At 65.5% G+C, this 19176-nt stretch carries 20 protein-coding genes; 7 read left to right on the top strand and 13 right to left on the bottom strand.

All coding sequences use genetic code 11. The annotated features are described in order from the left end of the window. The first annotated feature begins 29 nt into the window (after positions 1–29). Together mdoH and GM910_RS03210 are read left to right on the top strand one after the other, a co-directional pair. Entirely contained in the window at positions 30–1847 is a 1818-nt protein-coding gene (mdoH, locus tag GM910_RS03215) for a glucans biosynthesis glucosyltransferase MdoH (protein WP_159586074.1), read from the top strand. Then, entirely contained in the window at positions 1847–3037 is a 1191-nt protein-coding gene (locus GM910_RS03210) for an OpgC family protein (RefSeq protein ID WP_159586073.1), read from the top strand. The genes mdoH and GM910_RS03210 overlap by 1 nt, the downstream gene beginning before the upstream one ends. Here the strand turns inward: GM910_RS03210 and lysA are convergent. Genes lysA through argH form a run of 3 tightly spaced genes read right to left on the bottom strand, consistent with a single transcriptional unit; the run spans position 2992 to position 5942 of the window. After that, a complete protein-coding gene (gene lysA / locus GM910_RS03205; protein WP_159586072.1) occupies positions 2992–4257 on the bottom strand; it encodes a diaminopimelate decarboxylase in 1266 nt (421 codons plus the stop codon). The two genes, GM910_RS03210 and lysA, sit on opposite strands and share 46 nt — an antisense overlap. Before the next feature lie 3 nt (positions 4258–4260). Beyond that, the gene (gene lptM, locus GM910_RS03200; protein ID WP_159586071.1) at positions 4261–4464 is read right to left on the bottom strand and encodes an LPS translocon maturation chaperone LptM; all 204 of its coding nucleotides are present in this window, start codon (positions 4462–4464) and stop codon (positions 4261–4263) included. Positions 4465–4505: 41 nt separating this feature from the next. Then, a complete protein-coding gene (argH, locus tag GM910_RS03195) occupies positions 4506–5942 on the bottom strand; it encodes an argininosuccinate lyase (protein WP_159586070.1) in 1437 nt (478 codons plus the stop codon). 33 nt (positions 5943–5975) lie between these two features. Between argH and tlpA the strand changes: the two genes are divergently transcribed. Continuing rightward, the gene (tlpA, locus tag GM910_RS03190; protein ID WP_159586069.1) at positions 5976–6644 is read left to right on the top strand and encodes a thiol:disulfide interchange protein TlpA; all 669 of its coding nucleotides are present in this window, start codon (positions 5976–5978) and stop codon (positions 6642–6644) included. A 24-nt stretch (positions 6645–6668) separates the two neighbouring features. Here tlpA and GM910_RS03185 read toward each other — a convergent pair whose 3' ends face one another. Further along, positions 6669–7826, bottom strand: a complete 1158-nt coding sequence (locus GM910_RS03185) for an autotransporter outer membrane beta-barrel domain-containing protein (RefSeq protein WP_159586068.1) — start codon at positions 7824–7826, stop codon at positions 6669–6671. A gap of 278 nt (positions 7827–8104) precedes the next feature. On the opposite strand from GM910_RS03185, the gene GM910_RS03180 reads away from it, so the two are divergent. Continuing rightward, positions 8105–10390: an acyl-CoA dehydrogenase gene (locus GM910_RS03180; protein WP_159586067.1), complete on the top strand. Its 2286-nt coding sequence runs from the start codon at positions 8105–8107 to the stop codon at positions 10388–10390. Positions 10391–10477: 87 nt separating this feature from the next. Beyond that, a complete protein-coding gene (locus GM910_RS03175; RefSeq protein ID WP_246225836.1) occupies positions 10478–11269 on the top strand; it encodes a GGDEF domain-containing protein in 792 nt (263 codons plus the stop codon). Here the strand turns inward: GM910_RS03175 and GM910_RS03170 are convergent. The 8 genes from GM910_RS03170 to GM910_RS26895 form a co-directional block, all read right to left on the bottom strand. Beyond that, positions 11266–12147, bottom strand: coding sequence for a 3-hydroxybutyryl-CoA dehydrogenase (locus GM910_RS03170; RefSeq protein WP_159586066.1), 882 nt, complete (start codon positions 12145–12147; stop codon positions 11266–11268). The genes GM910_RS03175 and GM910_RS03170 overlap by 4 nt on opposite strands. A 230-nt stretch (positions 12148–12377) precedes the next feature. After that, positions 12378–13307 (bottom strand): electron transfer flavoprotein subunit alpha/FixB family protein, encoded by a 930-nt coding sequence (locus tag GM910_RS03165; protein ID WP_159586065.1) that lies wholly within the window; start codon positions 13305–13307, stop codon positions 12378–12380. A gap of 16 nt (positions 13308–13323) precedes the next feature. Then, positions 13324–14073: an electron transfer flavoprotein subunit beta/FixA family protein gene (locus GM910_RS03160; protein WP_159586064.1), complete on the bottom strand. Its 750-nt coding sequence runs from the start codon at positions 14071–14073 to the stop codon at positions 13324–13326. Positions 14074–14346: 273 nt separating this feature from the next. Continuing rightward, positions 14347–15060, bottom strand: coding sequence for a rhomboid family intramembrane serine protease (locus GM910_RS03155; RefSeq protein ID WP_159586063.1), 714 nt, complete (start codon positions 15058–15060; stop codon positions 14347–14349). A gap of 33 nt (positions 15061–15093) precedes the next feature. After that, the gene (locus GM910_RS03150; protein WP_159586062.1) at positions 15094–15675 is read right to left on the bottom strand and encodes a cob(I)yrinic acid a,c-diamide adenosyltransferase; all 582 of its coding nucleotides are present in this window, start codon (positions 15673–15675) and stop codon (positions 15094–15096) included. A gap of 3 nt (positions 15676–15678) precedes the next feature. Next, positions 15679–15876: a twin transmembrane helix small protein gene (locus GM910_RS03145; RefSeq protein ID WP_159586061.1), complete on the bottom strand. Its 198-nt coding sequence runs from the start codon at positions 15874–15876 to the stop codon at positions 15679–15681. A 28-nt stretch (positions 15877–15904) separates the two neighbouring features. Further along, positions 15905–16738 (bottom strand): SDR family oxidoreductase, encoded by an 834-nt coding sequence (locus GM910_RS03140; RefSeq protein ID WP_159586060.1) that lies wholly within the window; start codon positions 16736–16738, stop codon positions 15905–15907. A gap of 71 nt (positions 16739–16809) precedes the next feature. Then, entirely contained in the window at positions 16810–16956 is a 147-nt protein-coding gene (locus tag GM910_RS26895) for a hypothetical protein (RefSeq protein ID WP_201285398.1), read from the bottom strand. Between GM910_RS26895 and GM910_RS03135 the strand changes: the two genes are divergently transcribed. Further along, a complete protein-coding gene (locus GM910_RS03135) occupies positions 16915–17754 on the top strand; it encodes a YihY/virulence factor BrkB family protein (protein ID WP_425482648.1) in 840 nt (279 codons plus the stop codon). The genes GM910_RS26895 and GM910_RS03135 overlap by 42 nt on opposite strands. On the opposite strand, the gene GM910_RS03130 is transcribed toward GM910_RS03135, so the two are convergent. Then, complete coding sequence (locus GM910_RS03130; protein ID WP_159586058.1) at positions 17724–18611, bottom strand: DMT family transporter; 888 nt, start codon at positions 18609–18611, stop codon at positions 17724–17726. The two genes, GM910_RS03135 and GM910_RS03130, sit on opposite strands and share 31 nt — an antisense overlap. Before the next feature lie 137 nt (positions 18612–18748). On the opposite strand from GM910_RS03130, the gene GM910_RS03125 reads away from it, so the two are divergent. After that, the gene (locus tag GM910_RS03125) at positions 18749–19039 is read left to right on the top strand and encodes a hypothetical protein (RefSeq protein ID WP_159586263.1); all 291 of its coding nucleotides are present in this window, start codon (positions 18749–18751) and stop codon (positions 19037–19039) included. Positions 19040–19176 lie beyond the last annotated feature (137 nt).

Here is a 19176-nt window from a genome sequence, read left to right as displayed (position 1 = left end):
GCCTTGCTGGCTCCAACGGATAACAATGCATGGTCACGCTCCGACGCATTCTCTCCCTTTCGTTCGCTATCACGATGGCGGCGATCGCCAGTTTTCTGGCGGCGGGCTATTTCTACGCCGACGGCGTGCAATGGCTCGACCCGGCGCGCGTCGTGCTTCTGGCGATCAGCACTGCCTGGCTCGCCTGGGGAGCGGGGCTGGCTCTTAACGGCCTTCTTTCGGCGCGTGGAAAAAGAACGCCGGACGCTCCCCCCCAGACGGCGCCGGCGGTGAGAACAGCGGTGCTCGTTCCCGTCTACAACGAGGATCCGGCCAAGAGCTTCTCGCATGTGGCGGCGATGACCAGAAGCCTCGACCACCTCGGCATCGGCGGGCAATTCGACTTCGCCATCCTTTCCGATACCAACGACCCGCGGATCGCTCGCCAGGAGGAATTCTGGCTCGACCGGCTGAAGGGGGAAGTGGGCGAGGCCTGCCAGGTGTTCTATCGCCGCAGGGAGTCCAATCCCGGCAAGAAAGCGGGCAACATCGCCGATTTCATCAAGACCTCCGGCGCGCTCTACGACTATCTCATCATCCTCGACGCCGACAGCCTGATGGAAGGCGTCACGATGGCGGAGATGGTGCGGCGTATGGAGGCTGATCCGGAGCTCGGCCTCCTGCAGACGCTGCCCAAGGTGGTCCATGCGCGGTCCTTCTTCGGCCGCGCGATCCAGTTCTCCGCCTCCTATTATTCGCCCGTCTATGCGGGCGGGCTGGCGATGCTGCAAGGCAGGGAAGGGCCGTTCTGGGGGCACAACGCCATCGTGCGCACGCGCGCCTTCGCTGGCAGCTGCGGTCTACCCGAGCTGCCGGGCAGGCCGCCCTTTGGCGGCCATATTCTGAGCCACGACTACGTCGAGGCCGCGCTTCTCGCGCGCAACGGCTGGAGGGTGCGTCTCGACCCGGATCTCAGGGGCTCCTTCGAGGAAGGGCCGGACAATGTGGTCGACTTCGCCAAGCGTGACCGGCGCTGGTGCCAGGGAAACCTGCAGCACAGCCGCCTCCTTGCCGCTCCCGGCTTGAAGGCCTGGAACCGCTTTGTCTTCATCCAGGGCATCATGGCCTATGTGGCCGCCCCCCTTTGGGCGCTGTTCCTGGTCGCCAGCATCGTCGCACCGGCGATGAAGGTGATCCCGGACTATTTCCCCGTGCCGGGGCTGTTGCCGGTGTTTCCGCGCGTCGAACAGGCCAACGCACTGGCCCTTCTGACAGGCGTCGTCGGCCTCTTGATCGGGCCGAAGCTGCTCATTCTCCTCGACGGCGCGGTGACCGGGCGCAACCGCCGTTTCGGCGGCTCGCTGCGCTGTTTCTTCAGTGTCGTGGCCGAGGTCGCCTGCACAAGCCTGCTTGCCCCGGTGATGATGATGTTCCAGACGCGCGCCGTGATCCAGGTGCTGGCCGGTCTGGATGCGGGATGGCCGGCGGCCAACCGCGAGGCGGATCGGGTGAGCCTCGGCGAAGCGTGGGCGGCGAGCTGGTGGATCGTCGTGGCGGGCTCGCTGACGATCGGCGCCGCCTACCGGCTGGCGCCGGACTACCTGCCCTATGTCATGCTGGTGACGGGACCGCAGCTTCTGGCGCCGCTTCTTATCAGCGGCACATCTTTCGCCGCCGCCGGGCTTGGCCGGCGGTTCGGCCTCTTCGCCACCGTCGAGGAGCGGGTACCCGCTTCGGTGATGCGCTTGCAGGAGGGCATTCTTTTGCGCTGGCGCAGCGACGTGCCGGCAGAGGCAGGCGAGGCTGTGGCCAGACCTATACAGCCGCTGCGTGACACCCATACGCCGGCCGGGGCGGGGAGAACTTAGTGAGCACATCCATTCCGCCGGCCGTTGGGGGCCGGGACCATCGTCTCGACGTCTTCCGTGGACTGGCCTTGCTGACGATTTTCGTCAATCACGTGCCGGGCAACATCTACGAGGGGCTAACGTCGCGCAATTTCGGCTTCTCCGACGCGGCCGAGGCATTCGTGCTGATGTCGGGTATTGCCGTGGGGCTTGCCTATGCGCGCGGCTTCAGGTCCGGCGACCTCGGCAAAGCCCTCCTGCGGGTATGGCGGCGGGCGGGGACGATCTACGTCACGCATATCGTCACCACCGTGTTCGCCATCGCCATCGTCGCCGGCGGTATCCTGTTCCTGGACACGGCGGAGCTGGTGGAGAAGTTCAACTTCACCCGCCTTCTCGACCGTCCGCTTTCGGCGATGGTCGGCGTGCCGACGCTCGGCCACCAGCTCGGCTATTTCAACATCCTGCCGCTCTATTTCACGCTGTTGGTCGTCTCGCCGCTCTACATCATCATCGGGCTGAGAGACCGCTGGGCGATGATCGGCCTTGCCGTTCTGATTTGGCTTGTGGCGGGGACGTTCCGGCTGAACCTGCCCAACTACCCCAACCCCGGCGGCTGGTTCTTCAATCCGCTGTCCTGGCAGCTCATCTACGCCATCGGCATCGCCGCTGGTCTGTCGGCAAGCGAGGGGCGCAAGCTGGTGCCCTTCAACCGCAGGCTGTTCTACGCCGCCGCAATTTTCCTCGCCTTCGCGCTGATGTGGATAAAGCTGCGCATGGGTGCCTTGCCGGGCCGGCAACATCTGCCCTTCTTCATCGCCGGCTTCGACAAGACGTTCCTGTCCCTGCCGCGCCTGCTGCATACGCTGGCGCTGGCCTACGTATTGACGAACCTTGCCGCGGTGTCGCGCCTCCTGGCGGAGCCGGCCTTCCGGCCCGTCGCGCTCATGGGTCAGAACGGCCTTGCGGTTTTCGCAACGGGCTCGGTGCTATCGATCGCGCTGCAGGTCCTGCGCGCGCGCTTCGAGACGACGGTTCTGGAGGATACCGCACTGATCGTTGGCGGCATCCTCCTGCAATATGCGGTTGCCCGCTTCCTTTCGGAAACGTCGGAGAAGAAGAGGCGTACAGCCGCTCTGCCTGAGCCGCCCCTTGCAGCTGCGGTTCAAAGCCAGTCGGGCATCGAATCCAAGCCGATGAGCGCCTCATAGGTCAGGCGCGGGCGCACCACGTGGAACTGTCCGTCCTTGACCAGAACTTCCGGCACCAGGAGGCGTGAATTGTAGGTGCTTGCCTGCACCGCGCCATAGGCGCCCGCCGTGGCGATGGCGATCAGGTCGCCAGACCGCATCGCCGGCAGGTCGCGGTCCAGCGCCAGGAAGTCGCCCGTCTCGCACACGGGGCCCACCACGTCCGCCGTTATGCGCGGAGCGTCCACCGCCGGCTCGCGCACCGGGCGGATGGTGTGATAGGCGTCGTAGAGCGTCGGGCGGATGAGGTCGTTCATCGCCGCGTCGACGATGAGGAAGTTCTTCGCCTCGCCTTCCTTCACGTACAGGACCTGCGACACCAGGACACCGGCGTTGCCGGCGATCAGCCGGCCCGGCTCCAGAAACACCTTCACGCCCAGCCGGGTCACGTGCTTGCGCACGATCTCGGCATAGGCTTGAGGCAGCGGCGGCGGCTCGTTGTCCTCGCGGTAGGGCACACCGAGCCCGCCGCCGAGGTCCACATGTTCGATGGCGTGGCCGTCCTTTCGCAGCGTCTCCGTCAGCTCCGTCAGAAGCGCGAAGGCGTCGTCGAAAGGCTGCAGCTCGGTGATCTGGCTGCCGATATGCATGTCGATGCCGGTGACCTTGAGGCCGGGCAGCTCGGCGGCGCGCCGGTAGGCGGCACGGGCATCCTTCCAGGGAATGCCGAACTTGTTCTCCGACTTGCCGGTGGAGATCTTCCGGTGCGTCTTGGCGTCGACGTCCGGGTTGATGCGCAGCGAGACAGGGGCCGTCAGGCCCAGCGCCTGGGCGCGGGCGGAAAGAAGCTCCAGTTCGGGCAGGGACTCGACGTTGAAGCAGAGAATGCCGGCCGACAGCGCGAAATCCATCTCGCGCGCCGTCTTGCCGATGCCGGAAAAGAGGATCCTTTGCGCCGGTATATCGGCGGCGAGTGCGCGGCGCAGCTCACCCTCGGATACCACGTCGGCGCCGGCGCCAAGGCCGCCCAGCGTCTTCACCACCGCCTGGTTCGAGTTGGCCTTCATGGCGTAGCAGATCAGCGAATCGAGTCCGGAAAGCGCTTCCTGGAAGACGCGATAGTGGCGCGTCAGCGTGGCGGTGGAATAGCAATAGAAGGGGGTGCCGACGGCTGCCGCGATGTCCGGCAACGACACGTCCTCGGCATGCAGGATGCCGTCCTGATACTGAAAGTGGTTCACGGGCTAAATCAGTCCATCGAGAATGAACGGCCGGTCCTTGACCGGCCTCTTCGGCGCCGGGGGCAGGGGCTCGTCGTTGCGTTCCGCCTCCTTGCGCGCGTCGACGGCCGCCTCGTAGGGCGTGTCGAGCGGCGCCTTGCGGCCGCAGGCGGCAAGGCCAAGCGCCAGGCCGAGCACGAGAAGGGTGAGCGTTCCGCGGGCCGTCATGTATCGTCCGTTCTCTTCAAGCAAACAAAGGTGCGGGGGTTTTAACGCCTTTTCGTCGCCGTTGCATCCGGTTTCGGGGCATCCCGTTTCAGGCGTTTCCTCCAGGCGCGGATCTGCCGGCGCACCTCGGCTGGCGCCGTGCCGCCGTAGGAGGTGCGGCTCTTGACCGAGTTCGTCACCGACAGGACCGAGTATACACCGTCGGTGATCGCCGGATGGATCGCCTTGAGATCGTCGAGCGGCAGCCTCTCCAGCCCGCATTTCCTGTCTTCCGCCAGCGCCACGGCGCGGCCGGTCACGTGATGGGCCTCGCGGAAGGGCAGCCCCGCCTCGCGCACCAGCCAGTCGGCGAGGTCGGTGGCGGTGGAGAAGCCGCTTCCGGCCGCCTTCCGCATCGCCCGGCTGTCCACCTCCAGGTCGCCCACCATGCCGGTCATGGCGGCGAGCATCAGGTCGAGCGTCTCGGCGGCGTCGAAGACGGCCTCCTTGTCCTCTTGCATATCCTTGGAATAGGCGAGCGGCAGGCCTTTCATCACGGTCAGAAGCCCGACCAGTCCGCCATTGATGCGGCCGGTCTTGGCGCGTATCAGTTCGGCCGCGTCCGGGTTCTTCTTCTGCGGCATGATGGAGGAGCCGGTGGAGAAGGCGTCGGAGAGCCGCACGAAGCCGAATTGCGGCGTCGACCAGATAACGATCTCTTCGGCAAGCCGTGAAAGATGCGTGGCGCAGATGGCGGCGACGGAAAGGAACTCCAGTGCGAAATCTCGGTCCGAGACCGTGTCGATGGAGTTGCGCGTCGGCTCGCGGAAGCCGAGTGCCTTGGCCGCCATGTGCCGGTCGACGGGAAAGCCTGTGCCGGCAAGCGCGGCCGCGCCCAGCGGGCATTCGTCCAACCGAAGAACCGCGTCGCGCACGCGAGAGCGGTCGCGGCCGAACATCTCTACATAGGCCATCAGGTGGTGGCCGAAGGTGACGGGCTGGGCCGTCTGCAAATGGGTGAAGCCCGGCATCACCGTCGCCACGTGCTCCTCGGCGCGGGTCAGGAACGCCTCCAGAAGTCCACCAAGGGCCGCATCGACGCGCTGCAACTCCTCCTTCACCCATAGGCGGAAGTCGAGCGCCACCTGGTCGTTGCGCGAGCGCGCGGTGTGTAGCCGTCCGGCGGCTGGCCCGATCAGTTCGGCAAGCCGCGCCTCCACATTCATGTGGATGTCCTCCAATTTGGCGGAGAATTCGAACGTGCCGGCCTCGATCTCTGACAGGATCGTGTTCAGTCCGTGAGCGATCTTTCGTTCGTCTTCGGCCGAGATTATGCCAGTTTCGGCCAGCATGGCGGCGTGTGCCAGGCTGCCGCGGATGTCCTGGGCGTAGAGCTTCTTGTCGAAGCCGATAGACGCGTTGATGGCTTCCATCACGGCGTCGGGGCCTGAGGCAAAACGTCCGCCCCACATGCGGTTGCTGGCTTTGTTTTCGCTCATTGTGATAACCGGGCTCGGAGTGGTGTTTTAGGAATGGCGGACACTATGCGGAACCTTCCAGCGCTTCGCCTGATCGCAATCGCCGCGGTGGCGGGCGTCGTCGCCGGGGCCATCGCCGTATACGTGATGGGCGGGGCCGATGGCAACAATGCCGCCGGCGGGAGCGAACAGACGGCCTGCGCCGCCAAGACCGAAGAGGCGGCGGCTCTCGAACCTGTCATCACAGGCGATGTGGCGGCGCTACTGCCGGCCGATCCGTCCCAGCCCCTGAGCGACCTTGCCTTCAACGGCCCCAACGGCGAGGCGATGACGGTCGCCGACTTCGCCGGCAAGGCGCTGCTCGTCAATCTGTGGGCCACCTGGTGCGTTCCCTGCCGCGAGGAGATGCCGGCGCTTGACGCGCTGCAGCGGGAAATGGGCTCCGACCGCTTCGAGGTGGTGGCCGTGAACATCGACCGCGGCGGCGACGAGAAGCCGAAAGCCTTTCTCGAAGAGATCGGCATCGGCTCGCTCGGCTACTACCGCGACGAATCGCTCGCCATCTTCAACGACCTGAAGCGACGCGGGCTGGCGCTTGGCCTCCCGGTGACCGTCCTCATCGACGAGGAAGGCTGCCTGCTTGCCCACATGAACGGGCCGGCCGAATGGGCGGGCGAGGACGCCAAACGGCTGGTTACGGCTGTCGTGGGTGAAGTGCGCTGACACCACGGGCGGCCCCGCCCGGCATCAGAATTTCAGCTTGAAGCCGGCCGTCACTTTCTGTTGCGGGAGGAATTCGGCCATTCCCGAGGACACAGAATACTCGCCCTTGAGAGTGGCGCCCTCGCTGATCGCCCAATTGAGCCCGGTGCGGGCGGTGAGCCTGCCCGATTGGCCGCTCGACGAGGCTATCACATGGCTGTCGCCCGTCGTGTCATCCAGTGACGCGACGATAGCGCGCGACGTCCTCCTCGCCGCCCGCGACACTTCCAGGACGGCGTGCGGCGTCAGCTTCCCGACATTGGCGGTTACCGTCGTTTCTCCGTGCACGCCAAGCGTAAGTTCGAGCGAAGCGATCGATTGCGGCTGGCTGTGATGGGCGCCGTCGCCCTTCTCCAAATAGTCGCCGTAGCGCGTGTGCAGGAGCTTTGCCTGTCCGTAGGAGCGGACGCGGACCCGGTCGCGCTCGAAGCGATGGCTGTAGCGCGCCTGACCGTAGAGCTGGTTTGCCGCACGGCGGCCTGATGCGGAGTGCCTGGCGGCGCCGTAGTTGCCCGAGAATTCGCTGCGGGAAGCGCCGAGCGCGACGTCCAGAAAAGTACCCCTCGACGTCGTCAGGCTGCCATAGAGCGTGTTGGACAGGGTGTAGGTTCCCAGAGAACCGTCGGCACCGAAGGGTACCCTGTCGAAGGCCGCGCCAACGGCATTTCCCACCAGAAGGCGCGGGCCAAGGCGCACGTCGGCGCCGAACGTGAGGCCGTTGGTGTAAAGCGCTGCAAGGCGCGGGTTTTCGGCGCGCGCGCTGTCGAGCGTCACGTTGCCGCCGAGCCAGGCCGCGCGGCGCCGCGTGCGGCGCTCCTTTTCCGGTGCGAGAAGGTGCTTGGTCTCGAAGGCGGCGCTCTTCTTCTTCGATCCGCCGGCGAACCGCATCGCCAGCGAGCTTGCATTGACGTTTGTGCCGTAGAGGCGCGGGCCGCGCGTGCTTTCAAGACGGTTGCGGACCAATTCGAGCTGCCGGTTGGCGCTCGCCACGCTCTTGCCCCTCTGTCTGGAAAGCGCTGCAAGGGTGTCGGAAAGGGCAATCGCCGTGCCGTCCTCGGCCGCCGCCGGCGGACCCGCCGCCAGCGCAAATATCGCAACCAATCCGGTAGCGCTCAGCCGCCTGAGCATCAGAGATCGAAACATAGCCCCGCCGCCCGCAAGAACGCGTTCAGCTCACTCAAACCTGCACCCAGCCACTCAACTAATCGCAATCGAGATTTATCACAATCAGTAACTCTTCGTTTCGGACTTAAATTTTGCGTGATTGTTGGCGAGTGTTGTTTATCTGCCATAGTCGAGGCAGGCTTGCGGGGACGATCGGAGGGCTTCCACGTCGAATTTCTCCGACGGAACACGGTCGCGGGGCTGGCCATTCTGCATTGGAGCCCGCGATAAGAGGCACTCGGACGGAAGGCAGCGCCATGGATCTCCGCACATTTCGCCGCGATTACGTCACCGCACCAATCTTCAAGTGGGCCGCGAGCATCATGCCGCCCATCTCCGAGACGGAGCGCGAGGCGATCGATGCCGGCACCGTGTGGTGGGACGGGGAACTGTTCTCCGGCAATCCGGACTGGAACGCGCTTCTGGCCACCCCAAGAGCAAGGCTGTCGGAGGAAGAGCAAGCCTTCATGGACGGGGAGGTGCGCGAACTTTGCGCGCTCGTCGACGACTGGACGCTGAACTGGCGCGACCGCGACCTTGCCAAATCCGTCTGGGATTTCATGCGCAAGAAGAAGTTCTTCGGCATGATCATCCCGAAGGACTATGGCGGGCTCGGCTTCTCCAACACGGCGCATTCCGAGGTGGTGCGCATGGTCTCTTCGGCCAGTGTGGTGGCGGGTGTCACCGTGATGGTGCCCAATTCGCTGGGGCCGGGCGAGCTTCTCATGCATTTCGGCACGGATGCGCAGCGCAACTACTGGCTGCCGCGGCTCGCCGACGGCCGCGAGATCCCCTGCTTTGGCCTCACCTCGCCCGACGCCGGCTCGGACGCCGCGGCGATGGCCGATACGGGCGTGGTCGAATACGGCACCTGGAAGGGGAAAAAGGTGCTCGGCGTGCGCCTCAACTTCCACAAGCGCTATATCACGCTCGGCCCCATCGCCACGGTGATGGGGCTCGCCTTCAAGATGCGCGACCCTGAAAACCATCTGGGTCGCGGCGAGGAGCTGGGCATCACCGTGGCGCTCTTGCCCACCGATACCCCAGGCGTCAGCCATGGCGAGCGGCACATCCCGCTCTTCACCTTCTTCCAGAACGGGCCGCTCTACGGCAAGGACGTGTTTGTGCCGCTGGACCATATCCTGGGCGGGGAAGAGCAGATCGGCCAGGGCTGGACCATGCTGATGACCGCCCTTGCCGCCGGGCGCAGCATCTCGCTGCCGTCGCAATCGGCGGCGTCCGCCGCCATGAGTGCGCGTGCCACGGGCGCCTATGCGCGCGTGCGCAGCCAGTTCAACGTGCCCATCGGCCTGTTCGAGGGCGTGCAGGAGCCGCTCGCCGAGATCGCCGGCAACGCCTATCTCATCGACGCGGCGCGGCGGCTGACGATCGCCGCGCTCGACCAGGGGCACAGGCCGTCGGTCCTCTCGGCGATCATGAAGTACCACGCCACGGAGCGCATGCGCCGCTCGCTGGAGCACGCCATGGACATTCACGGCGGCAAGGGCATCATCGACGGCCCGCGCAATTATCTCGCCAGCGGCTACCGCTCGGTGCCCATCGGCATCACCGTCGAGGGGGCGAACATCCTCACCCGCAGCCTGATGATCTTCGGCCAGGGCGCGGTGCGCTCGCACCCCTTCATGCTCAAGGAGATGCTGGCGCTTTCGAACGAGGATAAGGCGGAAGGGCTCGAAGCCTTCGATCGCGCCTTTTGGACGCATTTCGGGCATGTCGCGAAGACCAAGTGGCGGGCCATCGTGCGCGGCTGGTCGGGCGGGCTGATCGGCCCGGCGCCCGACGGCGCCGCCATGCCGCGCCACTGGAAGAGGCTGTCACGCTATGCCGCCGCCTTCGCGCTCCTCACCGACGTCGCGCTCTTGACCCTGGGCGGCGCCCTGAAGCGCAAGGAGCTGATCTCGGCGCGGCTTGGCGACATCCTGGCCGAGCTTTATCTGCTCGGCGCCGTCCTCAAGCGGTTCGAGGACGAGGGCCGGCAGGAGGAGGACCGGCCGATCGTCGACTACCTGATGCGTCAGGGCGAAAGCCGCGTCGGCGCGGCCTTCAAGGGCGTGCTGGACAATCTGCCGGCGCGCTGGGCCGCCTGGTCCGTGCGCATTGTCGCCTTCCCCATGGGTGTGCCGGAGCCCGTTCCCTCCGACCGGCTGATCTCGCAGGTGGCTGACATCCTCATGAAGCCCTCAGTCCAGCGCGACCGGCTGACCCCGGACCTCTACCTCGGCGCCGGCCATGCCGAGCACCCCATCAAGGACCTCGAGGAGGCTTTCCATCTCGTCACGGAGGCTGCACCCATCGAGAAGAAGCTGCGCGACGGCAAGGTGCCGGACCCGCAGGCGGCTCACGAAAAAGGTATCATCACCGCAACCGAGCTCGCCCTCCTCGCGAAGGTCAGGGAGGCAGTGCACAAGGTGGTCGCGGTGGACGCCTTCCCCATGGAGGACATCTCCCCCATCGCCGATCAGCACAGGAAGGCAAAGAGGACCAGCGCCCGCCCTCGCCGCCAGAAGCAGCCGGCGCAATAGGCCTCCGCCAGCGGCCATCGAGGCCCCCGTTAAACCCATTCTTCATGCTTTCCTGAGAAAAGGGGGGATTGTCGGGGGACAGGTCAAATGCGTTTGCTTGCCTCATTGCGGGGAATGTCCGCGCGCGGCCGCATCAAGCTCACCTATTGGACGATTCTCGGTACAGCAGGCTGTATCGCCGTCGCGGTCAGCATCAACTACACCTTGTTCCTCCCCTTTGGCGAAGCAGTGCGGAAGCGGGCCGTCTTCTCCGCCGTCGTAATCACAATTCTGCTGGCTGCGCCGCTGTTCTTCTACCTGACACTCAAGCTGCGTGAACTGGCCATTGTCAATTACAAGCTGGCCGACGCGGCGGCGACGGATTTCCTGACACGGTGCCTCAATCGCGGCTCCTTCTCCGCGCGCGTCGAGAAGTGGCTGGCCGACGGCGTCGATGACGAGGCTGTCGTGGGGGCGCTCCTGGTGATCGACGCCGACCACTTCAAGAAGATCAACGACCGCTTCGGGCACTACGAAGGCGATATGGCTCTGAAGGCGATCGCCCACGCGATCCGCTCCGCCGTGCGCAAGACCGATCTGGTGGGCCGGCTCGGCGGGGAGGAGTTCGGCGTCTTCCTGCCGGGGGCGACCGAGCGCGGGGCGGCAAGTGTTGCCGAGCGCATCCGCCAGAGGGTCAATCGCGTGGCCTTTCGCCCTGGCGGCGATATCTGCCCGCTCTCGGTCAGCGTTGGATGTGCCGCATTCGTACGCAGGGTCGGCTTCAGCGAGCTCTTCCGCGTCGCCGACGAACGCCTCTACGAGGCTAAGAGCGCCGGCCGCAACCGCATCATGCTGACGCGCATCGGGTTGGACCAGCCGCCGGCCCCGGCGCTGCACTAGCGCGTCGGAACGGGCGGGTCCTCGCGGTAGTCGTAGAAGCCGCGGCCCGACTTGCGGCCGAGCCATCCCGCCTCGACATATTTCACCAGCAAAGGGCAGGGGCGGTATTTGGAATCAGCCAGCCCCTCGTAGAGCACCTGCATGATGGAGAGGCACGTGTCGAGGCCGATGAAATCGGCAAGCTGCAGCGGGCCCATCGGGTGGTTGGCACCGAGCTTCATGGCCGTGTCGATCGCTTCCACGGAGCCTACGCCCTCGTAGAGCGTGTAGATGGCCTCGTTGATCATCGGCAACAGGATGCGGTTGACGATGAAGGCCGGGAAGTCCTCCGCCACGGTGATGGTCTTGTCGAGGCTTTCGACGAAGGCACGGGCGGTGTCAAAGGTCAGGTCCTCGGTGGCGATGCCGCGCACCAGCTCCACCAGCTTCATCACCGGCACCGGGTTCATGAAATGGATGCCGATGAAGCGCTCGGCGCGGTCGGTTTGCGAGGCCAGCCGCGTGATGGAGATGGAAGAGGTGTTGGTGGCGACCAGCGCCTCCGGGTTGAGGATCGGGCAGAGCTGGGCGAATATCTTGCGCTTGATCGTCTCGTCTTCCGTCGCCGCCTCGATGACGAGATCGCAGTCCGCCAGATCCTCCAGCGCGTTCGCCGGCGCGATGCGGCCGAGCGCCTTCTGCCTTTCCTTGTCCTCGAGCTTGTCGGAGGAGACCTGGCGCGCCATGTTGCCGCTGATGGTGGCGATGCCCGCCTCGATGCGCTCCGGCGAAATGTCGTAAAGCTTCACGCGATAGCCGGCCAACGCGCTTACATGGGCGATGCCGCTGCCCATCTGGCCGGCGCCGACGATACCCACCGTCTCGATCTTGCCCGTCATGTCACCGATCCTGCCGCGGGGTGCGTGTCGCCCCGCGCATGTTCTTGTTGCAGTGCAACCTACAGCATCGGCCCGAAAATCGGAATCGATTTTTCGGAAAGCACGATGCGTAGATTCAAAAACTTAGAGCGTCCTTGTGTAGCGCCCGAACGGACGCCCGACACTCCAAAAGGGCGGGAGAGCCGCGTCTACCCCGCCCTTCACAAATTGTGCACGCGCCTTGAGGAATGTCAAAGCGCCTTTTCGAGCTCCGGCAGGACGTCGAAGAGATCGGCCACCAGCCCGTAGTCGGCGACCTGGAAGATGGGCGCCTCCTCGTCCTTGTTGATCGCGACGATGACCTTGGAATCCTTCATGCCAGCCAGATGCTGGATGGCGCCGGAGATGCCGCAGGCGATATAGAGATCGGGCGCCACCACCTTGCCCGTCTGGCCCACCTGCCAATCGTTGGGCGCATATCCCGCATCGACCGCAGCGCGTGAGGCGCCGACCGCGGCTCCCAGTTTGTCGGCCACGGGCAGGATCACCTCCTCGAACTTCTCCGCCGAGCCGAGCGCCCGACCGCCGGATATGATGATTTTTGCGGAGGTGAGCTCGGGCCGGTCGCTTTCCTCGATCTTGTTCTCAATGAAAGCGGAAAGGCGGGGGTCTTCGGCGGCATTCACCGTCTCGACCGGAGCCGAGCCGCCTTCACCCGCCGCCTGGAAGGAGGCGGTGCGCACGGTGACGACGCGCTTGGCGTCGGTCGCTTCCACCGTCTGGATGGCGTTGCCGGCATAGGTGGGGCGCTTGAAGGTCTTCTCGTCCACCACCTCGATGACCTCGGAGACCTGCATCACGTCGAGAAGTGCTGCAACGCGCGGCATCACGTTCTTGCCCGTCGTCGTGGCTGGCGCAATCAGCGTGTCGTAGCCGTCGGCCAGCGAAAGCACGGTAGCGGCCAGCGGCTCGGCCAGGCGCTCTGCCAACGCGCCGCTCTCGGCCAGAAGCACCTTGCGCACGCCGGAGAGCTTGGCCGCGGCCTCGGCCGCCGCCCTGGCGCCTTGGCCCGCAACCAGCACGTCGATATCGGAGCCGATCTTCGCCGCCGCCGCAAGCGCCTTGGCCGTCTGGTCGGAGAGCGACTGGTTGTCGTGTTCCGCGATGAGGAGAATTGCCATCTCGTCGTTTCCTTCCCTAAAGCACGCCGGCTTCGTTCTTCAGCTTGTCGACCAGCTCGGCCACCGAGCCGACCTTGATGCCGGCCTTGCGGCCCGCCGGCTCCTCGGTCTTCAGGACCTTGAGGCGCGTCTTCACCTCGACGCCGTAATCCGCGGGGCTCTTCTCGTCGAGCGGCTTCTTCTTGGCTTTCATGATGTTGGGCAGCGAGGCGTAGCGCGGCTGGTTCAGCCTCAGGTCCGTCGTCACGATGGCCGGCAGCTTGAGTTCCACCACCTGCAGGCCGCCGTCGACCTCGCGCGTCACCGTCGCCTTCTCGCCGTCGATCGCCACGTTGGAGGCGAAGGTGCCCTGGGCCCAGCCGAGAAGGGCTGCCAGCATCTGCCCCGTCTGGTTGGAATCGTCGTCGATCGCCTGCTTGCCGAGGATGATGAGGCCCGGCTTCTCCTCATCGGCCACACCCTTGAGGATCTTCGCCACGTCGAGCGGCTCAACAGCTAGGTCGGTCTTCACCAGGATAGCGCGGTCCGCACCCATGGCGAGCGCCGTACGCAGCGTCTCCTGCGCCTGCGCCGGGCCGATGGAGACGGCCACGATCTCTTCCGCCTTGCCGGTCTCCTTGAGGCGGATCGCCTCTTCCACCGCGATCTCGTCGAACGGGTTCATCGCCATCTTGACGTTGGCGAGCTCGACACCGGAGCCGTCGGCTTTCACGCGCGGCTTCACATTCGCGTCGATCACCCGCTTCACCGGAACAAGGACCTTCATGCGCATTCACCTTTCTCAACTCCGCAACCCGGCGCTGGATAGCAGCGCCAGGTCCGGTCCGATGGCTGATTTCCGCCATGTTCGGGGCAAAACGGGACAGCTCGGTCGTTCCCCGAAGGCGCGGCTTTGCCGGAAGCCGCCGAACCGTAGTGAGGCCTGACGTGCACGTCAATACGGACAAAGCGAATAGGGAATAGTGAGCGGTCAGTAGTGAGAAAGAGATCGCGGCGCAGCGGAAAAATCGGTCCGTCGCCCACTCTACTCACTACTCACTCATTCGAGCTCCACCGCCTCCGGCGGCACGATACGCCGGTCGAGCAACGGCACGCCACGCCGGCGCATGACGACGACGAGGACGGCGCCGGCCAGGATGCCGCCGATATGGGCCGCCCAGGAAACCTGGTTCTCGCGGTCGACCACGAACATGAAGAACTGCGTGCCGATCCACAATGCCAGAGCCAGGAAGGCCGGCACGCGCAGCGGGATACGGGCAAAAGCGAGCACCCACAACTTCACCCTGGGGTGCAGTATCAGATAGGCGGCAATGACGCCCGCCACCGCGCCCGAGGCGCCGATAAGCGGCGCCTGGGACTCTGGCGTCACCACGCCGTGAAAGGCCGCGCCCGCGATGGCGCAGGCGAGATAGAAGATGAGGTAGCGGAAATGGCCCAGCGCATCCTCGACATTGTCGCCGAACACCCACAGGAACAGCATGTTGCCGCCCAGATGCATGATGTCGCCGTGCAGGAAGGCATAGGTGACGTAGGTCAGCGGTGCCGGCACCAGCTCGAGCTCCGGCGGCAGCACCGCCAAATCGTAGGCGACGGAGGGGATGTAGCCGAGGCCGAGGGCAGCCGCTTGCGCGAAACCCGCACCGCCGACCGTCGTCGTCAGCCAGACGAGCACGTTGAGGGCGATGATGCCGAGGGTGACGTACTGGCGGTCGATATGCCTCAGCCGGTTGGCGTCGTGGAGCGGTATGAACATCGGCCTTGCCCCGGGCCGATCGGCCCGCTCTCTTCAGCGATATTGCCCGGGCACCCATAGCACGTCGCGCGCGCCGTTGTCATTGACGGCGCGGGCGGCGACGAAGAGGAGGTCGGAGACGCGGTTGATGTAGCCGATCGCTTCCGCACTCACTGTCTCGCCCGGCATGCGGCTCAACTCCACTATCAGCCTCTCGGCGCGCCGCGCTACGGTGCGGGCGAGGTGCAGTGCCGCGGAAGCCGGCGTGCCGCCCGGCAGCACGAAGGAGGTGAGGGGCGAGAGCTTGGCATTCAGCACGTCGATGTCGCGCTCAACGCGCTCCACCTGCGCGGCGACGATGCGCAGCGGTTCATGGGCGGGCTTTTTGCCGGTCTCCGGCGTGGCAAGGTCGGCGCCGAGATCGAACAGGTCGTTCTGCACGCGCATCAGCATGGCGTCGATCTCGGGATGCGTTTGCGCGGTGTGGACGCGCGCCATGCCGATGCAGGCGCTGGCTTCGTCCACCGTGCCGTATGCGGCCACGCGCAGATCGCTTTTCAGCCGTCGCCCGCCCACCGCGAGGCCCGTCGTGCCATCGTCGCCCTTGCGGGTGTAGATCTTATTCAGCTTCACCATGGCTCAACCTTGCGACTGGGCGTACCACATCGCCAGGACGATCAGCACGATGGCCACGAACTGGAGCGCCACGCGTGCCTGCATCAGCTTGTTCGAGGTATTCCCCGAGCCGCCGCGCATCATGTTGATGAGGCCGCGGACGAGCACGAAGACGACCGCGACCATGACAACGACGATCAGGATGTTGAAGGCGGTGGACATGGACTCCTGCTTCTGTTGCGGGGCTGGCTCAGCCCTGGGTGGCGAGGATGCGGTAAAGGGCCGAAGCGGGCATGAGCCGCTTCAGGGTTACACCGATCTTCGCCGGCAAGGTTACGACATAATGTGGCCGGGGGCGCGGGTGAAGAAGCGCATGGCGCAAAACCTTGTGGACGGCCTCCGGTCCGAGCTTCAGGCGCGACTTGCTGCCGCCGGCGCGCAAGCGCTGAAGCTGGGCCTGATAGGCTTCGCGGTGGACGGAGTTCTCGATATCGATGTTGCGCTCGAACCAGTAAAGGCCGTTGATGGCGATCTTCGAGCGGATCGGGCCGGGCTCGATGAGGGAGACATGAACGCCCGAGCCCTCCAACTCGGCGCGCATGCACAGCATCAGCCCCTCCAACGCGTGCTTGGAGGCCGCGTAGGCGCCGCGATAGGTGACCGGCACGAGGCCAAGGATCGAGGAGCAGTGGACGATGCGGCCACGCCCCTCGGCGCGCATCGTCGGCACGATGCGGCGCGTCAGGTCGTGCCAGCCGAAGAAATTCGCCTCGAATTGCTCGCGCAAAGCCGCCACCGGCAGGTCCTCCACCGCGCCTGCCTGTGCGTAGGCGCCGTTGTTGAACAGCGCGTCGAGCCCGCCGCCGGTGCGGGCAAGCACCTCATCGGCCAGTGCGGCGATGGAAGCGGGCTCCCGGTAGTCGAGATAGAAGGCCTCGATGTCGTCCTCTTGCAGCGCCGCCAGATCTTCCGCCTTGCGCGCCGTGGCGAAGACGCGCCACCCCTCGCGCTTGAGCGCCCGGGCGCAATAAGCGCCGATACCGGAGGAGGCTCCGGTGAGAAGGATGGTCTTGTTCTTGTTCATGGGGTGTTGTTTCGCTGCGGTGGTTGATTGCCTATAAGGACACTGGTTTCGCATAGTAGTGCGGGAAGTGTTCAGGTGGAATTAGCCGTCTTGGAAATACCGGCGTCCCTTCGCGCCGGGCGCGACAAATCGATCTCAAGGAGGGCGGGAATGGTCGAGGGCTCATCGTGCTTGGATTGAAAGCGCTCAGGCAAATCGCGGGCGATGCCTTCGGTCATTTCAACTCCGACGACGGCTGGGCGATGGCCAGTCATTTGGCAATCAGCGCCATCATGGCGCTGTTCCCGTTCATGATCTTCGCCGTGGCGCTGGCGAGCTTCCTTGGTGCGGGCATCTATGCCGACAGGGTGGTGCACCTCATCTTCGAGACGCTGCCGGAGGAAGTCGCCGGGCCGATCGGTGCGGAAGTGGAACACGTGCTGAAGGTGCGGCGGGGCGGTATTTTGACCTTCGGCGTCGCCGGCGCCGCTTTCTTCGCCTCGAACGGCGTCGAAGCGCTCAGGCTTTCGCTCAACCGGGCCTACCGCGTCGACGAGCAGCGCTCCTTCATCTGGCTCAGGGTGCAGAGCCTGGGTTTCGTGCTGATCGCCACGGCGGGTTTCCTGACGGTCAGCCTGCTTCTGGTGGTCGCGCCCGTGGCCGCCGAGCTGGCGGCCCGGCACCTGGAATGGATCGAGCCCTATCTCGGCACGATCAACCTTTGGCGCTATGTGATCGCGGTGGTGGTGCTCGTGGCGGCGCTCGCCTCCATTCATCTGTGGCTTCCGGGGGGCAAGCGGACACTGGCGGACATCCTGCCCGGCATCGTCTTCACGCTCATCGGGTGGATCGCCGGCTCCGGCCTGTTTGCGGCCTATCTCGCCCGTTTCAACAGCTATGCCAGCACCTATGCAGGCCTCGCCTCGATCATGATCGCTGTCGTCTTCCTCTACATCGTCTCGGCGATCTTCATCCTGGGCGGCGAGATCAACGCCGCCATCATGCGCTACCGCGGGCGGCGGACGGTGGCCGACTGACCCGTGGCGAGCGCCACGCCAAGCGTGGTGACGGCCATGCCGGCGATCTGCAGCGGTGTCAGGGTCTCTCCGAACAGCGCCCAGGCCATCACCGCCGTGACCGCCGGCACGAGGTAGAAGAGCGAGGCGACGCGCGCCACCGCTCCGTTGCGGATCAAGACCATCAAGAGGAAGATCGCGCCCAGCGAAAGCACCAGCACCAGCCACGCCATGGCGAACAGAAGCTCGCCGGTGAGCACGAATTGCTGGTCTTCCAGCAGCAGCGAGGCGAGGAAGACGATCAGCCAGCCGCCGAGATATTGGCACAGGGTCGCCGTGACGAGATCGGCGTTGGCGACGAAGCGTTTCTGCCACACGGTGCCGGCGCTCATGGCGATGACGGCGACAAGCCCGGCGCCGACCGTCGCGACGGTGACACCGCCGGCGGCCTCTCCGAGCTTCGGCGAAAGCACGATGGCGACACCGACAAGCCCGACGCCGAGCCCCAGCCAGAGCCGCCGGTCCACCGTCTCGCCGGTGAACGCGCCGGCCATCGCTGCCGTCAGCAACGGCTGCAGCCCGACAATGAGGCCGGCCAGGCCCGCCGGCAGGCCGTTGCGGACGGCCCAGAACACGCCGCCCAGATAGACGCCGTGCATGAGCATGCCGGCGATGCCGGCGTGGAAGGCCGTGCGCGGAGCGAGCTTTCGCGCCTTCATCACCGGAACGAGCAGCAGCAGGAGCGCGAAGCTCAGCGCAAAGCGCACCCACAGGAAGGTGAAGGGCTCGGCCCACGGCATGGCGTAGCGCGCGCCGATAAAGCCGGTGGCCCAGAGCAGGACGAAAAGCGCGGGAATGGCTTTGGCGGCGTCGGCCATGGACGATCCGGGGGAGGTTGTTGAACGGGGCGTTCTCTGCGCTTTTCGGCACCGCAAGGAAAGCGAAAGTTTTGCGTTCTATTGTCAATGGTGCTGAAGCTCGGGAGCGCTGGCCCAGAGGGCCGGCGGCGCGCCACATGCTGATGAAGCTCGACGCAAGCTGGCTCATCTTCGCCATCGTCACGGTGGCGTTGCTCTCCTACCTGTTTTCCATCGGCCTCAACGCCCTTTTGCGCGACGACGGCTTCGGCGTGCTCGGCAACGCGGCGATCGTCGTGCTCGGCTTCTTCGGCGCCATTCAGGGCGCGAACATGTACGGCATCCGCTTCGGCAGCCTGCTGGACGCCGTGCTCGCGGGCCTTGCGGGTGCGTTCGCGCTCTTCCTGTTGCTGGTGCTGGCGAAGCTGGGTCTGAACCGGCTTCTGTAGGCCGGCGCCCCTTCGCGCCCCCTGGCAAAAGCGACGATGACAGCCAATCTCCCCCCGTGCGGGGGAGATGTCCGGCAGGACAGAGGGAGCGCAAAGGGGCGCGGCGGTAAATCGCACCTGTAAAACTAGTCCGACCC

The sequence above is a fragment of the Chelativorans xinjiangensis genome, from assembly GCF_009812055.1.
Classification (GTDB): domain Bacteria; phylum Pseudomonadota; class Alphaproteobacteria; order Rhizobiales; family Rhizobiaceae; genus Chelativorans; species Chelativorans xinjiangense.
The sequence above is the reverse complement of the archived record's forward strand: the minus strand, read 5'-3'. Positions and strand labels throughout refer to the sequence as shown.

Bases quoted from the DNA above. Each gene is read 5' to 3' on its own strand.
- GM910_RS03150 (WP_159586062.1), bottom strand. From the start codon at position 15,675: ATGGTGAAGCTGAATAAGATCTACACCCGCAAGGGCGACGATGGCACG.
- lptM (WP_159586071.1), bottom strand. From the start codon at position 4,464: ATGACGGCCCGCGGAACGCTCACCCTTCTCGTGCTCGGCCTGGCGCTT.
- GM910_RS03160 (WP_159586064.1), bottom strand. From the start codon at position 14,073: ATGAAGGTCCTTGTTCCGGTGAAGCGGGTGATCGACGCGAATGTGAAG.
- GM910_RS03145 (WP_159586061.1), bottom strand. From the start codon at position 15,876: ATGTCCACCGCCTTCAACATCCTGATCGTCGTTGTCATGGTCGCGGTC.
- GM910_RS03155 (WP_159586063.1), bottom strand. From the start codon at position 15,060: ATGTTCATACCGCTCCACGACGCCAACCGGCTGAGGCATATCGACCGC.
- GM910_RS03180 (WP_159586067.1), top strand. From the start codon at position 8,105: ATGGATCTCCGCACATTTCGCCGCGATTACGTCACCGCACCAATCTTC.
- tlpA (WP_159586069.1), top strand. From the start codon at position 5,976: ATGGCGGACACTATGCGGAACCTTCCAGCGCTTCGCCTGATCGCAATC.
- argH (WP_159586070.1), bottom strand. From the start codon at position 5,942: ATGAGCGAAAACAAAGCCAGCAACCGCATGTGGGGCGGACGTTTTGCC.
- mdoH (WP_159586074.1), top strand. From the start codon at position 30: ATGGTCACGCTCCGACGCATTCTCTCCCTTTCGTTCGCTATCACGATG.
- GM910_RS03130 (WP_159586058.1), bottom strand. From the start codon at position 18,611: ATGGCCGACGCCGCCAAAGCCATTCCCGCGCTTTTCGTCCTGCTCTGG.
- GM910_RS03140 (WP_159586060.1), bottom strand. From the start codon at position 16,738: ATGAACAAGAACAAGACCATCCTTCTCACCGGAGCCTCCTCCGGTATC.
- GM910_RS26895 (WP_201285398.1), bottom strand. From the start codon at position 16,956: ATGACCGAAGGCATCGCCCGCGATTTGCCTGAGCGCTTTCAATCCAAG.
- GM910_RS03125 (WP_159586263.1), top strand. From the start codon at position 18,749: ATGCTGATGAAGCTCGACGCAAGCTGGCTCATCTTCGCCATCGTCACG.
- GM910_RS03170 (WP_159586066.1), bottom strand. From the start codon at position 12,147: ATGACGGGCAAGATCGAGACGGTGGGTATCGTCGGCGCCGGCCAGATG.
- GM910_RS03175 (WP_246225836.1), top strand. From the start codon at position 10,478: ATGCGTTTGCTTGCCTCATTGCGGGGAATGTCCGCGCGCGGCCGCATC.
- GM910_RS03185 (WP_159586068.1), bottom strand. From the start codon at position 7,826: ATGTTTCGATCTCTGATGCTCAGGCGGCTGAGCGCTACCGGATTGGTT.
- GM910_RS03165 (WP_159586065.1), bottom strand. From the start codon at position 13,307: ATGGCAATTCTCCTCATCGCGGAACACGACAACCAGTCGCTCTCCGAC.